The sequence below is a fragment of the Paraburkholderia franconis genome, from assembly GCF_009362735.1.
Taxonomy (GTDB): domain Bacteria; phylum Pseudomonadota; class Gammaproteobacteria; order Burkholderiales; family Burkholderiaceae; genus Paraburkholderia; species Paraburkholderia franconis.
Genome location: NZ_WHNP01000008.1, coordinates 54,552 through 68,096, shown reverse-complemented (window position 1 = coordinate 68,096; position 13,545 = coordinate 54,552). Strand labels below are relative to the sequence as shown.

The following is a 13,545-nucleotide window of genomic DNA, read 5'->3' as shown; positions in this document are numbered from 1 at the left end:
CACGCCAACCGAGCCCGCCAAAAACCACACGCCAGAAGACTATCGCCATCATGATCCGAACGACCGCTCATCGCCCGCGCCGCGCGTGGCTCGCCGCCCTGCTGCTCTCACCGCTCCTCGCGCTCGCCGCGCCCGTCGCACACGCCGACGCGCTTGACAACATCACGAAGGCCGGCGTCCTGAAGGTCGCGGTGCCGGAGGACTATCCGCCGTTCGGCTCGGTCGGCCCCGATCTGAAGCCGCAAGGCTATGACATCGACACGGCGACGCTGCTCGCGAAGTCGATGAACGTGAAGCTCGAGCTCGTGCCCGTCAACAGCGCGAACCGCATTCCATATCTGCAAACCAACAAGGTCGATCTCGTGATCTCGTCGCTGGGCAAGACGCCCGAGCGCGAGAAGGTGATCGACTTTTCGACGGCCTACGCGCCTTACTACCAGGGCGTGTTCGGTCCCGCCGACATCAAGGTGAGCGGCCCCGCCGATCTGACGGGCAAAACGGTCGGCGCGACGCGCGGCGCGCTCGAAGAGATCGCGCTCACGCAGATGGCGCCGAACGCGACGATCAAGCGCTTCGAAGACAACAACGCGACGATCTCCGCGTTCCTGTCCGGCCAGGTCCAGCTGATCGCGGCAGGCAACATCGTCGCCGCGACGATTCTCGCGAAGAACCCGCCGCGCCGCCCGGAGCCGAAGTTCGTGATCAAGAACTCGCCGTGCTTTGTGGGCCTCAACAAGAACGAGCCGCGCCTGCAACAAAAAGTCGATGCCGCGATCGCGCAGGCGAAGCACGACGGCACGCTCAATGCGATGTCGAAGAAGTGGTTCGGCACGACGTTGCCCGCCGATCTGTAAGCGCGGCGTCGGTTGAAGCTGGTATCGTCAAGGCCCATGATATGAAGCGATACAACGAGACACAACGAACGCGATGAAGCTGACTCCACGCGAAAGAGACAAACTCCTGATCTTCACGGCCGCATTGCTCGCGGAGCGGCGCCGCGCACGCGGCCTCAAGCTCAACTATCCGGAGACCGTTGCGTTCATCACGGCCGCGTTGATGGAAGCCGCGCGCGATGGCAAGACGGTTGCGGAAGTGATGCACTACGGCACCACGCTCCTCACGCGCGACGATGTGATGGAGGGCGTGCCCGAGATGATCCCCGACATCCAGGTCGAAGCCACCTTCCCCGACGGCACGAAGCTCGTGACCGTCCATCACCCGATTGCGTGACGAGGCGCGCTCATGATCCCAGGCGAACTGATTACCGACGACGGCGAGCACGAACTCAACGCGGGCCGCGCGACCGTCACGCTCACGGTATCGAACACGGGCGACCGCCCCGTGCAGGTCGGCTCGCACTATCACTTCTACGAGGTGAACGCGGCGCTGTCGTTCGATCGCGAAGCCGCGCGCGGCTTTCGTCTGAACATCGCGGCGGGCACCGCCGTGCGCTTCGAGCCGGGCCAGGAGCGCACCGTCGAACTCGTCGCGTTGGCGGGCGATCGCGTCGTCTATGGCTTCAACGGCAAGGTGATGGGCAAGCTTTGATCTCTTGCCCGCTGCTGCAAGCAGCCACGGCGGGAATATTCGGGAACCTCATGATATGACACTACGCATTGGCCGCCGCGCATACGCGGAAATGTTCGGCCCCACGACGGGCGACCGCGTGCGTCTCGCGGATACGGACCTGCTGATCGAAGTCGAACGCGACTACACGATCTACGGCGAAGAAGTGAAGTTCGGCGGCGGCAAGGTGATTCGCGACGGCATGGGCCAGTCGCAGCGCGTCGCGGCCGATGTCGTCGATACCGTCATTACGAATGCGCTGATTCTCGATCACTGGGGCATCGTCAAGGCCGACATCGGCATCAAGGGCGGCCGCATCGTTGCGATCGGCAAGGCGGGCAATCCCGACATTCAACCAGGCGTGACGATCGCGATCGGCGCGGCGACGGAAGTGATCGCGGGCGAAGGGATGATCGTAACGGCGGGCGGCATCGATACGCACATTCACTTCATCAGCCCGCAACAGATCGACGAAGCGCTCGCGAGCGGCGTGACGACGATGCTCGGCGGCGGCACGGGTCCAGCGACGGGCACGAACGCGACGACCTGCACGCCGGGTCCGTGGCACATCGAGCGCATGCTGCAGGCCGCAGACGGCTATCCGATGAATCTCGGCTTTCTCGGCAAGGGCAACGTGAGCCAGCCGCAACCCGCGCTCGAGCAGATCGCAGCGGGTGCAATCGGCCTGAAGCTGCACGAGGACTGGGGCACGACGCCCGCCGCCATCGACAATTGCCTGTCGGTGGCCGACGACACCGACACGCAGGTCGCGATCCATACCGACACGCTGAACGAAGCGGGCTTCGTCGAAGCGACGGTCGCCGCGTTCAAGGGCCGCACGATCCACACGTATCACACGGAAGGCGCAGGCGGCGGTCACGCGCCCGACATCATCAAGGTCTGCGGCGAGGCGAACGTGCTGCCGTCATCGACGAATCCGACGCGCCCGTATACCGTCAACACGCTCGACGAACATCTCGACATGCTGATGGTCTGCCATCACCTCGATCCGTCGATTGCGGAAGATATCGCGTTCGCCGAATCGCGCATCCGCCGCGAGACGATTGCAGCGGAGGACATCCTTCACGATCTCGGCGCGCTGTCGATGCTCTCTTCCGATTCGCAGGCGATGGGACGTGTGGGCGAAGTGATCATCCGCACGTGGCAGACCGCGCACAAGATGAAGGTGCAGCGCGGCGCGCTGCCCGAAGACAGTACACGCAACGACAACTTCCGCGCGAAGCGCTATGTCGCGAAGTACACGATCAACCCGGCGCTCACGCATGGCATCGCGCATGAAGTCGGTTCGATCGAGCCGGGCAAATGGGCCGACATCGTCTTGTGGGAGCCCGCGTTCTTCGGCATCAAGCCCGCGCTGATCCTGAAGGGCGGCATGATCGCGATGGCGCAGATGGGCGACCCGAATGCGTCGATTCCGACGCCGCAGCCCGTGCATTATCGCGAGATGTTCGGCACGCGCGGCGGCGCATTGGCGCGCACGTCGCTGACGTTCGTATCGCAGATGGCGCTCGATGCGGACATCGCCGGGCGCTATGGCCTTAGCAAGCGTATCGTTGCAGTGAAGAACTGCCGCAACGTGACGAAGGCGCACATGATCCACAACGCGTGGCAGCCGTCGATCAGCGTCGATCCCGAGACGTATCAGGTAATCGGCGACGGACAGTTGCTGACCTGCGAGCCCGCAACAGTCCTGCCGATGGCGCAACGCTATTTCCTGTTCTGACATGAGGACGATCGACAAGCTGCTGGGCGCCCATATCAAACTCGCGCCCGTCCTGATCAAGCGCGCGCCGACGCTGACGCTCGCATTCGACGCACGTTGCAAGAGCCGTCTTGCCGCCACGCTCGACAACGGCGAAGACGTCGCGCTGGTGCTGCCGCGCGGCACGGTGCTGCGCGACGGCGATGTGCTCGTCGCCGACGATGGCGCGCTGGTGCGCGTCGTCGCTGCCGCCGAGTCCGTGCTGATCGTGCGCGCCGCCGATGCGCTGACGCTGACGCGCGCCGCGTATCACCTCGGCAACCGGCATACGCCCGTCGAAGTGGGCACGGATTATCTGAAGCTCGAATACGATCCCGTGCTCGCCGATATGCTGAAGCGTCTGGGCGCATCCGTCGATCATGTCGAGACGCCGTTCCAGCCGGAAACGGGCGCTTATGGCGGCGGGCATCGGCATGGTCACGACGAGACGTTCGCCGAAGACTATGCGATCGCGCAGCAGGTGTATGGCGAGCATCACGGGCATGCGCATGCAGACGATCACTCGCATGCACACGATCACGCGCATTCGCACGATCATGATCACGGCGATTGCGGTTCGTCGTCGTGCGGTCACGGGCATGGTCATCATCATGCGCATCGCTGAACTGACCGCGCTGTTGCATCTGGCGTCGCCGGCATTGCCGATCGGCGCGTTCAGCTATTCGCAAGGGCTCGAAGCGGCGATCGAAGCGCGACTCGTCACGGACGCCGACAGCGCACGCGCGTGGATCGAAAGCGGCCTTTCGAACGTGATCGCGCACGGCGAACTGCCGTTTCTCGCGCATCAAATCGAACGCTGGCGCGCGCATGATGCCGATGCTTTGACGGCGAGCAATCACGAATTCCTCGCGAGCCGCGAATCGGCGGAGCTGCGTCGCGAGACGGAACAGATGGGCTGGTCGCTGCGGCAGTTGTGCGCGTCGCTCGAATGGGGTGACAAGGAACGCCGCGCGACGCTCGCATCGATCTCGCCGATCGCGCAACCGACGGCATTTGCGTTCGCCGCCTTCGCCCACGACGCCGCCACGGACGCCGCGCTCGCCGCCTATGCGTTCAGCTGGGTCGAGAACCAGGCGGCAGCCGCGCTGAAGGCCGTGCCTCTTGGGCAACTCGCGGGACAGCGCATTATCGTCGCGCTGCGCGAGCCAATCGACGCTGCCGTCAGCAAGGCGCTCGCCACTTCGCCCGACGAGATCAACACGTTCGCGCCGCAACTCGGCATTTTGTCGGCGCGTCACGAGTCGCAGTATTCGCGGCTTTTCCGCTCATAGCCTTTCGCTTTTCGCTCAATCGAATCATGAACGCACCTCATCCGATGCATCGCACGAAGAAACTGCCGCCGCTGCGCGTGGGCGTCGGCGGCCCTGTCGGTTCGGGCAAGACGACGCTGCTCGAAATGCTGTGCAAGGCGATGCGCGACAAGTACGACCTCGTCGCGATCACGAATGACATCTACACGAAGGAGGACCAGCGTCTGCTGACGGTGGCGGGCGCGCTGCCCGCCGAGCGCATCATGGGCGTGGAGACGGGCGGCTGTCCGCACACGGCCATCCGCGAGGACGCGTCGATCAATCTCGAAGCCGTCGATCGCATGCTGACGCGCTTTCCGGATGCGGACATCGTGTTCATCGAATCGGGCGGCGACAATCTGGCCGCGACGTTCAGCCCGGAACTGTCGGACCTGACTATCTACGTGATCGACGTCGCGGGTGGCGAGAAGATTCCGCGCAAGGGCGGGCCGGGCATCACGAAGTCGGACCTGCTCGTGATCAACAAGACGGATCTCGCGCCGATGGTGGGCGCGAATCTCGATGTGATGGCGTCGGATGCGAAGAAGATGCGCGGCGAGCGGCCGTTCGTGATGTGCAATCTGAAGGCGCTCGACGGGTTGGACCAGGTGATTGCGTTTGTTGAGAAGAAGGGGTTGTTGGGGGTTTGAGGTGCGAGTCTGCGCAGCGCAGACAGAGAATTGTAACCGTGCGGGAAAGCAACGAATCTGCGTGATATAGCGCACATTCGGCCTGCGCTACCTCACAGACCGGGCCGCGTCCTCGGGCATGTGGGATGCGCACTATCGGATGCAGTTCCGAATCCGCTTGGGGGCTGATCGGAACTGCCAGCCGGCACGGACAGCGCCGAACTGCTTCGAAGGCCAAGCGCTTATCAGGACGCCTGGCCATTTTGTCATTCGTCGTCCTCACGCCTTCTGATCGGGCAGTGTATCGGCTGCATCGTATCCATCCCGACCTCTTGTAACGCTGCGTCGATGCGTTTCAGTCCGGCATCGGCACATCTATCAGGCGCGCTTCGCGCTCTGCGCTTTCGATGTATGCCTTCGCTTTCATGGCTCGACGTCTTGCCGCGCCAGGTCTGACGTGCGGGTGCTGTAAAAATTTGATCAGGTAACGGGTAAGACCTATCATGGGTTGCGGTAGACCATCGCTGGTTTCCCTCATAGCGCACTTCCTACCCGTGGTGGGTCGCCTGCGAACGCAGGTCCTTCAATGAGTCGACTCGTCGTTCAGTCGAAAGCGGGAGGACGAGATGGTGCGCCTCACAAGAAATTCGACCGATCAAATCCAGCGTCTGCTGGGCCTCGCAATATTGCTGGTGTCCTTGATCTTCGATGTAGCGCTTGCGACCATTCCCGGGAAATCGGAGGCGCAGATCGTGTCCGGTCCTGGTCCGACGATATCATGCAAACCTCCTTTTATTACTCGACCGCAGCCAACGCTTCCCAAAGGCTTTACCGAACAGGTTCTCTTCAGCGGCTGCCTCAACCAGCCGACCGCGCTGAGCGTCAGTGCAGACATGACGCTCGCGTTCGTTGCTGAAAAGGGTGGCAAGGTCTGGAAATGCGATCTATCGGCGTCAACGTGCACGCAGTTGGCCGATCTCGGCAGTGAAATCTGCAACGACGCGGACCGAGGGCTTCTCGGGCTTGCGGTCGACCCGCTGAACGCACAAAACGTCTACGTGCTGTATACGACGCCTTCCCCTGGGGTGGTATGTACCGGAAACGTTGTTACAGGCGGGCAGCTTTCCCGCTTGTCGCCGATAAATGGGACGGTGACCGAGACCAAAATCCTTCCCTCCAGCACGGCCTCCAGTCAGCCCTGGTGCTTTTACTACACGTCTCATAGTATTGGCGGGTTGGCTTTTGGCTCTGATAAAACAACGCTGTACGTGGGCGCGGGCGATGGCGCCAGCTTCGATACGGTCGACTACGGTCAGTTGGATACCGCCTGCGGTGATGGCATGAACCTCCCGCAGGGTGCGTTTCGCAGTCAGCAACTGAGTGCGCCACCTTACATTGATGGAGTCGTTCTCGCCGTCACGAATTTGAGCGCTACCACTCCGGGCATAGCAGTGGTGGCAAAAGGGTTGCGCAATCCTTTCCGGTTTGCGGTCAATCCTGTCAACCACGATTTGTACATTGGCAATGTAGGCTGGAACGCGTGGGAGTCTATCGATCATCTGAGCAATGCCGGCGAAAACTTTGGCTGGCCGTGCTTCGAAGGATGGAATCCGGGAACCGGCGCGGCGGCACCACAGCCGGATTATCAGAACCCGGCGAACACGGGGAACATAAGCTACTGTGCAAATATCAGCGCGTCTGCACCGTTTTTCGCGTATGCGCATGGAAGTTATGTCACTCCAGCCGACAGCAAGGCGAAGACGTGTGGCGGCAGGCCGTCGGGCGGCGGCCCGGATCAGAACGGCAGTGTCATATCGGCCATCGGGTTCACGGATGACAGCAGCACGACCTATCCGGCCATCTATAAAAACGCGCTGTACTTCGGCGATTACCTGCGCAAATGCATCTGGATGATTCAGATGCCGCCGCCGAACAATACGTCCCTGCCACAGCCACAGACGTTTGCCAAAGGCCTTCAGGGCGGAGCGGTGGACCTGAAGGCCGGTCCGAATGGCGATCTGTTCTACGTGGACCTGGTCACGAGCACCATTCGCCGAATCACACATCAGTAGTTCGCGGGTACGGGAAGTCCATACCCTTCCGTAAGGACGTGTACACGAAGTCGGCGCGGAGATCGATTGACGGCTATCGAGCATCGCGCCGGCAACCCATATAAGTGGTCTTGCAAATGAGCCGCACCGCGCATGCCAGGCAGTGTTTCGTTCGGCTGATTCGCGAACAAAACCTGTGTAGCGGACGCCCAGATCGCACGGATCAAAGGGGCCTGGCGCCCACTGAGACTCAGTGAGCCTATACGTTCCGGGCGGCCCGGCTCCGTTGGAATGGCTGCAATACTCCGGAATCTGACGGACGCCTACGAGCATGATCGGCCATATCTGTGCCGCAGCTTCGTCAACACCGGAACGCTGATCCGCGTGACTGGCGTCGAAATGACAGGCACATGGGTATGGGACCGCGTTCGTGAACATGGCTTCGAGGGCATGCTCGACAAACGACTCGTTTCGACATACCAGCGCGGACGTTCCCGCGACTGGCGGCACGTAATAGATGCGGATTACGCCCCGACCTGAGCACCTATCGGCGGAGGTATTTCATCAGTGAACTTGCGCCACGCGCGGCCAGGATATGTATCTGGTTCAGCTGAATATCTCCAGGGCCTGGCGCGAGCTCAACGAACAGCGCCCACGACGCCAGGCGCCGTGACCCATCCTCTCGCCGCCTGAGCGATCCCGACTTCCGGGCGCCAAGGTAACCGGTGTCTTACCGGTTCATCGTTAAGCGGTGGTGTCCCGGAGCGCCTCGTCGTCGGGCGCCGGCTTCGACGCAAGACGTCGTAAATGCTTCCGCAACAGAACTTTCTGAACCAGCGGCTGATCAGCTGCCAGCTCGTTGCATTGATAGTGCGCCAAATGCGAGGTTTGGTCCGAGCCTCCGCCCGCCTTGCTGAGATGCTCTCCGTCGGCGTGAGCAATTTATACCTTATGATTTTATAATAGGGTATAAGCTTGACGCATCGCTCCTTATACCCTACGATAAACTAGCAAGGTATAAGGAGCAGCGATATGGCCAACTTCCATAACGAAGCACTGCAAACTCTGTATTCCTCTGTCACCGAACGGGCCAGTGCGCAACCGATTATTCCGTTGCATTCTCCCGGTTCGGCAGCTCAAAAGACCGTCGACGGAAAAACCTACACCTACTGGAGGGTGTATCTCGCTTCGGGAAAGCACAGGGAAACCTCACTGGGCCGTACTGGCGAACCGGCTACCGACGCGGCGCTTGAGGCGAAAATGCTTGAGAGCGCGGACACGCGCTCGCTCGCCGCTGACGCCCAGATTTTGCGTAAGGCAGGCTTCGCTGCTGCCGACAATTCAGCAGCGCTAACCATCGCAACGCTCTTTAATGCCGGCATTTTCAGCCACGGCGGGGTGCTTGTCGGCTCTCACGCGTTTGGCGCGCTCCTGAACGGTCTCGGCGTTCGTCTGCCCGCGAACTACAGGACCGAGGACATCGATATCGGGAGCACGGGCTCTATTACGGTGGCGATCCCGGAAGACCGCAGCTTTCTCGAGATCCTGTGTGACATCGGCATTCCCTTTCTTGAGGTGCCTGAACTGGATTCACGAAAGCCATCAACCTCATTCAAGGCGCGAGGACAGCCCCTAAAGGTGGACTTGCTCGTGCCGGGTACCGAGGCGTATGAGACGAAAGCCCTGCCCCAGTTGCGCGCACACGCGACTGGGCTCCCGTACTTCGGGTATCTGGTCTCGAATCCGGCGCGCGGCTTCATCCTCGGGAAGGAACATGTCGTCCCGGTAATGCTGCCGGACCCCGCGAGGTTTGCTCTCCACAAGCTTGTCGTGAGCACACTTCGCGACCCGTCGCGCGCCCTTAAGGCGGAGAAGGACCAACGGCAAGCCGCAACGCTGATTGATGCGCTGACGGAGCGGTTTCCAGACTGGTTGACGGCCGCTGCCAATGAGCTGGAGAAGGCCGCACGTACACGAGTTAGGGCGGCGGCGACCCAAACCCTGACTCTTGTACCCAATTTGTCAGAGCGTGCTCGGGACTTTCTGGCTGATTTGAGCGCAGAGACGTAGAACTGACCCATTGCTCGCCTGACACAATTAACGCCAACGGGCGGCAGCTTCGGCGGTTCTTGTACGCCCACGCACAGGACCTCCACCGGTTGATCATCCGCGGCTAGCATTACCGCCGACATCGGCTTTGTAAGTACGAGAAGACATATCAGTGAACCCACGGATCCATGTCGACGACATGGATTTGCAGCACCTTGCTTTCAGCCATGCCCTTTCCGTGTCGTGGTCATCGTTGTGGTCCCGCGCTTTCCGCTCGACAGGGACGCAGGATATCGGACAAAGAGCCCGCAGAACGCGCGTGACGCGCTTGTGGCCGGCGACAAACGGGGTGCGCGGTTGCGTGACCGCGAAGGCATGAACCAGCGCGCGTCATCGTCAACCGGTTCAACTTCAGCACGACAAGCCAGACCAACAGGCACACCGGAATAGACACAAACCAAGGCCGAAGTCTTTCTTGCGAACGGCTGCGCCATCAACGTCTACACTAGAGGGCTCATCAATACGCCCGTGCCATTGCGCCGATTGGCACGCCGAACTGTGCACCGGACGGTTCGTCTGCGGGATTCGATTTTGCCCCAGGGCGATATCGCGGTGTGGTGCGCGGGCGTCAATGCGGCGAACATCGACCAGGTTGACCACCCGCGCCGGAGGCCGCCCGCTGCGATAGCCATCACTCCGGCAACAACGTAGTCAACACATTAACCGTCCGCGCCGTCGCGCCGCGATGCCTGGCCGCAAACGCCGATGCCGCCGCGCCCATCGCCGCGCGGCGCGGCTTGTCTTCGAACAGTTCGCGCAGCACGCGGGCGAGTCCGGCGGGATCGTCGACCTGCACGCATGCGCCCGCCGCCACGGCATCGGCTGTCGCCTGCGTGAAATTGAACACATGCGGCCCGATCAGCACGGGCACGCCGACGCCGCAAGCCTCGATCAGATTCTGCCCGCCCAACGGCAACAGGCTGCCGCCGATGAACGCCACATCCGACGCGGCATAGTACGCGCCCAGTTCGCCCATCGAATCGCCGAGCAGCACCTTCACGTCACGCGGCAAGTTTTTCGCGGCGCCCTGGCCCGCTGCCACCGCGCCCGTCGGCGCCCACTCCGAACGGCGCACGCAACGCAAGCCTTTCTTCTCGACGAGCGCCGCCACTTCGTTGAAGCGCTGCGGATGACGCGGCACAAGTATCAACAGCGCGTCTTCGATACCAAGTGCGTCGAGCGCCTGCAACACCAGTTCCTCTTCGCCCTCGCGCGTGCTCGCCGCGACCCATACGGGACGCGTGCCCATGGCCGCGCGCCACGCATGTCCGCGCGCCGCGAGTTCGGGCGGCGTGCTCATGTCGAACTTCAGATTGCCGAGCACGGCCACATTGCGCGCGCCCAAAGCGGAGAGCCGCGTCGCATCCGACGGACTCTGCGCGAGCACACGCGCGAAGCCACCGAACACGCCGCGCGTCGCGTTGCCAAACTTCCCCGCGCGCCGGTACGAGCGCTCCGACATCCGCGCATTCGTCAGCACGAGTGGCACGTCCGCGCGACGGCATTCGTCGATCAGCGTCGGCCACACTTCCGTTTCCATCACGAGACCGACGGAGGGCCGCCAGGCCTTCAGAAAACGCCGCACGGCATGCGGCATGTCGTACGGCAGATAGCAGCGCAGCACGCGGTCGCCGAAGATCTGCTCGCCCGTCGCGCGGCCGCTCGGCGTCATGTGCGTGAGCAGGATGCGCGCGTCGGGCCGCGCCTTGATGAGTGCGTCGATCAGCGGCTGCGCCGCGCGCGTCTCGCCAACCGACACGGCATGCACCCAGATCAGCGGCGTATCGTCCTCGGGCACGCGGCCGCGCGCATAGCCGAAGCGCTCGCCGATATGCTCGCGATAGCCGCGCTCCTTGCGCGAGCGGATGAAGAGCCGCAACACCGCCAGCGGCGCGATCAGCCACCACAGCGCGTTGTAGACGACCCTCAGCATCGTGCTTCCACGCGCGGCATGACAGCCCGCATCAACATGGCCGCGCACGAAGCGCCCGGCATCGGATGAACGGGAGCAGGCGCGCCGTTCAAACCAGTGCCCTGCCCTTCAGGCGTTCGAGAATGCCGAGCGGCGCGCATTCCGGCTGCGCCATCGACTTGACGGGCAGGAAGAAGGTCTGCTCCATCATGAACTGGCCGGACATCACCGCGTGTGAAGTCTGGTCCGAAAAGCACACCCACACGCTGCCGGGCGGAAACGGCATCGTCTCTTGCGGCGACGATTTCTGGTACTCAAGATCAGCCTTCATTCGGTCGTGCAGGTTCAGCATCAGATGGTCGTACTCGCTGCGCGGCGACTTCGTCACGTGCACCAGATTCATCAGCCACGCGGCGCCCGGCATCTGCGGCCTGATGCGAGGAAGGAAGCGCTTCACCATGTCCTCGAAGGGCTCGCCCACGCGCCACACACGCGGTGTGCCGTTCGGATTGACGTTGGTGAACACGCGCAGGATGCGCTCGCCATAGTTGGGACGCGACGGAAACGCATCCACGTGCAGGCGGCTGTCGTCCTTGCGCCACGACGTCTGGCGCGTCTCCACCTGATGCAGGCGCAGGCTCGTCGGCGCGACGCGCAGCTTGCCGATGTACTCGGGAAAGAGTCCGTCGACGAGCGTTCGCGCATTCTGCTGATAACGCGCAATCAGCGCGCGCACGGCCGACTGCGTGACGGCGTCGCCGAGCACGCCATGCAGCGCGCCGCCGTTCGGTTCGAGGCTGATGTTCTTGCGCTTCGGATCGGCGAGCGCGGGATCGAGCAACGCGCGCTCGCCACCGTCGATCGCAAAAGCGAGGTTCGGGAAATACAGCACCTTGCCGCGCTCGACGCCGGCGAGCAGCGTCTCGCGCGGCACGGACAGGTTCTTGCCGTGCCAGTCGGCGCTTGCTACTTCGATGATCTGGGATTCGTTCATGATCGCCTTCAAAGCGGATGGAACCGGGCGGGCGCAACGACTGGCCACCGAAGCCGCGCCGTGTGCCCATGCCCTTCCTGCTGCACATTGCGGCATCCGGCTGCTGCGCGGAACGCAGACATGGGACACACGCATCGGTCGCATGCATGGGATGCCGGACGCGCCAACGGATACGGCACGCGGCCACCATGCATCGCCGCGCCGCATCAGAGCAGGCCGAATCCGGCCAGCGTGGATTTCACCTGCTGCAGCGTCGGCGGCTGGCCCGCCGTGCCGAGATTCACGACGTTCGGCGACCAGTAGCCGCCCGTACGCCATGAAGTGGCGAAATTGTACAACTCGACCGTCGGGCGCTTCAGCGCGGCTGCGATATGAACGAGACCTGTATCAACCCCGACCGTCGCCGCGGCGCCCTCGATCAGACCGACCACGGCCGGCAGCGACAGTTTCGGCGGTACGATCGCGGCCGCGCCGAATTCTTTCGCGAGACGCTCGCTCGTCGCGCGCTCGTCGTCGCTGCCCCACGGCAATACGATCGACGCGCCACGCCGCACCAGCGACTGGCCGAGCTCGATCCACGCGTTATCGGGCCACTGCTTGTCGGCGCGCGACGTCGCATGGACGAACGCCACATACGGCACGGGCAGATTCAGTTGCGCTTCGGAGAGCGCGAGCGCCGCGCGGCGCGTGTCGAGGCCGAAGTCGATCTCGTCGGTGGGCTGCGGCGCAGGGTCGCCGAGCGCCGCTGCCACCAGTTGGCGCGTGCGTTCGACGACATGCGTGCGCGGCTCGATGGGCACGCGCCGGTCGTAGAAAAAGCGCACGGGCCACTCGAAGCCCGCGCCGTCCGTGCGATTGCCCAGGCCGACGAGCGGCCCGCGCGCCATCTTCGCGACCCATGCGGTCTTGATGAGGCCCTGGCAGTCGATCACGAGATCGTACTTCTCGGCGGCGAGCGCACGGCGGAAGGCGCCGATCTCGCGCCAGTTGTCGACGGAGAGAATGCGCTTGCGCCAGCGCCGCAGCGATACCGGGATCGCGCGCCGCACGCCGTGCACCAGTTCCACCAGCTTGACGAAGCTCTCTTCGACGAGCCAGTCGATCTGCGCGTCGGGATGGCGGCGGCGAATGTCGGCGATGACGGGCATGTTGTGAACGACGTCGCCCAGCGACGACACTCTCACGATCAGTATCTTTTGCGCGCTCAAGAAG

The 13,545-nt window shown here is 63.0% G+C and carries 12 protein-coding genes; 9 read left to right on the top strand and 3 right to left on the bottom strand.

Annotated elements, in window-relative coordinates; translation table 11 throughout:
* The first annotated feature begins 50 nt into the window (after positions 1 to 50).
* From GCT13_RS11070 to GCT13_RS11030, 9 genes are all read left to right on the top strand, one after another.
* On the top strand, positions 51 to 854 hold the full coding sequence (locus GCT13_RS11070) for a transporter substrate-binding domain-containing protein (protein WP_152757827.1): 804 nt from the start codon (positions 51 to 53) through the stop codon (positions 852 to 854).
* A 73-nt stretch (positions 855 to 927) separates the two neighbouring features.
* Entirely contained in the window at positions 928 to 1,230 is a 303-nt protein-coding gene (ureA, locus tag GCT13_RS11065) for an urease subunit gamma (protein WP_090864636.1), read from the top strand.
* A gap of 12 nt (positions 1,231 to 1,242) precedes the next feature.
* Complete coding sequence (locus GCT13_RS11060) at positions 1,243 to 1,548, top strand: urease subunit beta (RefSeq protein ID WP_152757825.1); 306 nt, start codon at positions 1,243 to 1,245, stop codon at positions 1,546 to 1,548.
* A 55-nt stretch (positions 1,549 to 1,603) separates the two neighbouring features.
* The gene (ureC, locus tag GCT13_RS11055) at positions 1,604 to 3,310 is read left to right on the top strand and encodes an urease subunit alpha (RefSeq protein ID WP_152757823.1); all 1,707 of its coding nucleotides are present in this window, start codon (positions 1,604 to 1,606) and stop codon (positions 3,308 to 3,310) included.
* Between the two features lies 1 nt (position 3,311).
* Complete coding sequence (gene ureE, locus GCT13_RS11050; protein WP_152757821.1) at positions 3,312 to 3,953, top strand: urease accessory protein UreE; 642 nt, start codon at positions 3,312 to 3,314, stop codon at positions 3,951 to 3,953.
* Positions 3,940 to 4,620: an urease accessory protein UreF gene (locus GCT13_RS11045; protein WP_152758082.1), complete on the top strand. Its 681-nt coding sequence runs from the start codon at positions 3,940 to 3,942 to the stop codon at positions 4,618 to 4,620. The genes ureE and GCT13_RS11045 overlap by 14 nt, the downstream gene beginning before the upstream one ends.
* Positions 4,621 to 4,646: 26 nt before the next feature.
* Positions 4,647 to 5,288, top strand: a complete 642-nt coding sequence (gene ureG, locus GCT13_RS11040; RefSeq protein WP_152757820.1) for an urease accessory protein UreG — start codon at positions 4,647 to 4,649, stop codon at positions 5,286 to 5,288.
* 605 nt (positions 5,289 to 5,893) lie between these two features.
* Positions 5,894 to 7,339: a PQQ-dependent sugar dehydrogenase gene (locus tag GCT13_RS11035; RefSeq protein ID WP_152757818.1), complete on the top strand. Its 1,446-nt coding sequence runs from the start codon at positions 5,894 to 5,896 to the stop codon at positions 7,337 to 7,339.
* Positions 7,340 to 8,350: 1,011 nt separating this feature from the next.
* Positions 8,351 to 9,388, top strand: coding sequence for a GSU2403 family nucleotidyltransferase fold protein (locus tag GCT13_RS11030; RefSeq protein ID WP_152757816.1), 1,038 nt, complete (start codon positions 8,351 to 8,353; stop codon positions 9,386 to 9,388).
* A 670-nt stretch (positions 9,389 to 10,058) separates the two neighbouring features.
* Here GCT13_RS11030 and waaA read toward each other — a convergent pair.
* The 3 genes from waaA to waaC all read right to left on the bottom strand — a co-directional run bounded on the left by waaA (position 10,059) and on the right by waaC (position 13,481).
* On the bottom strand, positions 10,059 to 11,360 hold the full coding sequence (waaA, locus tag GCT13_RS11025) for a lipid IV(A) 3-deoxy-D-manno-octulosonic acid transferase (RefSeq protein ID WP_152757813.1): 1,302 nt from the start codon (positions 11,358 to 11,360) through the stop codon (positions 10,059 to 10,061).
* Between the two features lie 88 nt (positions 11,361 to 11,448).
* Positions 11,449 to 12,333 carry a Kdo hydroxylase family protein gene (locus tag GCT13_RS11020; protein WP_152757811.1) on the bottom strand — a complete coding sequence of 295 codons (885 nt, stop codon included), beginning with the start codon at positions 12,331 to 12,333 and terminating at the stop codon, positions 11,449 to 11,451.
* Between the two features lie 206 nt (positions 12,334 to 12,539).
* Positions 12,540 to 13,481: a lipopolysaccharide heptosyltransferase I gene (waaC, locus tag GCT13_RS11015; protein WP_265335283.1), complete on the bottom strand. Its 942-nt coding sequence runs from the start codon at positions 13,479 to 13,481 to the stop codon at positions 12,540 to 12,542.
* Positions 13,482 to 13,545 lie beyond the last annotated feature (64 nt).

Excerpts from the sequence above, each read along its gene's own strand:
- GCT13_RS11070 (WP_152757827.1), top strand. The coding sequence starts at position 51 with ATGATCCGAACGACCGCTCATCGCCCGCGCCGCGCGTGGCTCGCCGCC.
- ureA (WP_090864636.1), top strand. The coding sequence starts at position 928 with ATGAAGCTGACTCCACGCGAAAGAGACAAACTCCTGATCTTCACGGCC.
- GCT13_RS11060 (WP_152757825.1), top strand. The coding sequence starts at position 1,243 with ATGATCCCAGGCGAACTGATTACCGACGACGGCGAGCACGAACTCAAC.
- ureC (WP_152757823.1), top strand. The coding sequence starts at position 1,604 with ATGACACTACGCATTGGCCGCCGCGCATACGCGGAAATGTTCGGCCCC.
- ureE (WP_152757821.1), top strand. The coding sequence starts at position 3,312 with ATGAGGACGATCGACAAGCTGCTGGGCGCCCATATCAAACTCGCGCCC.
- GCT13_RS11045 (WP_152758082.1), top strand. The coding sequence starts at position 3,940 with ATGCGCATCGCTGAACTGACCGCGCTGTTGCATCTGGCGTCGCCGGCA.
- ureG (WP_152757820.1), top strand. The coding sequence starts at position 4,647 with ATGAACGCACCTCATCCGATGCATCGCACGAAGAAACTGCCGCCGCTG.
- GCT13_RS11035 (WP_152757818.1), top strand. The coding sequence starts at position 5,894 with ATGGTGCGCCTCACAAGAAATTCGACCGATCAAATCCAGCGTCTGCTG.
- GCT13_RS11030 (WP_152757816.1), top strand. The coding sequence starts at position 8,351 with ATGGCCAACTTCCATAACGAAGCACTGCAAACTCTGTATTCCTCTGTC.
- waaA (WP_152757813.1), bottom strand. The coding sequence starts at position 11,360 with ATGCTGAGGGTCGTCTACAACGCGCTGTGGTGGCTGATCGCGCCGCTG.
- GCT13_RS11020 (WP_152757811.1), bottom strand. The coding sequence starts at position 12,333 with ATGAACGAATCCCAGATCATCGAAGTAGCAAGCGCCGACTGGCACGGC.
- waaC (WP_265335283.1), bottom strand. The coding sequence starts at position 13,481 with ATGCCCGTCATCGCCGACATTCGCCGCCGCCATCCCGACGCGCAGATC.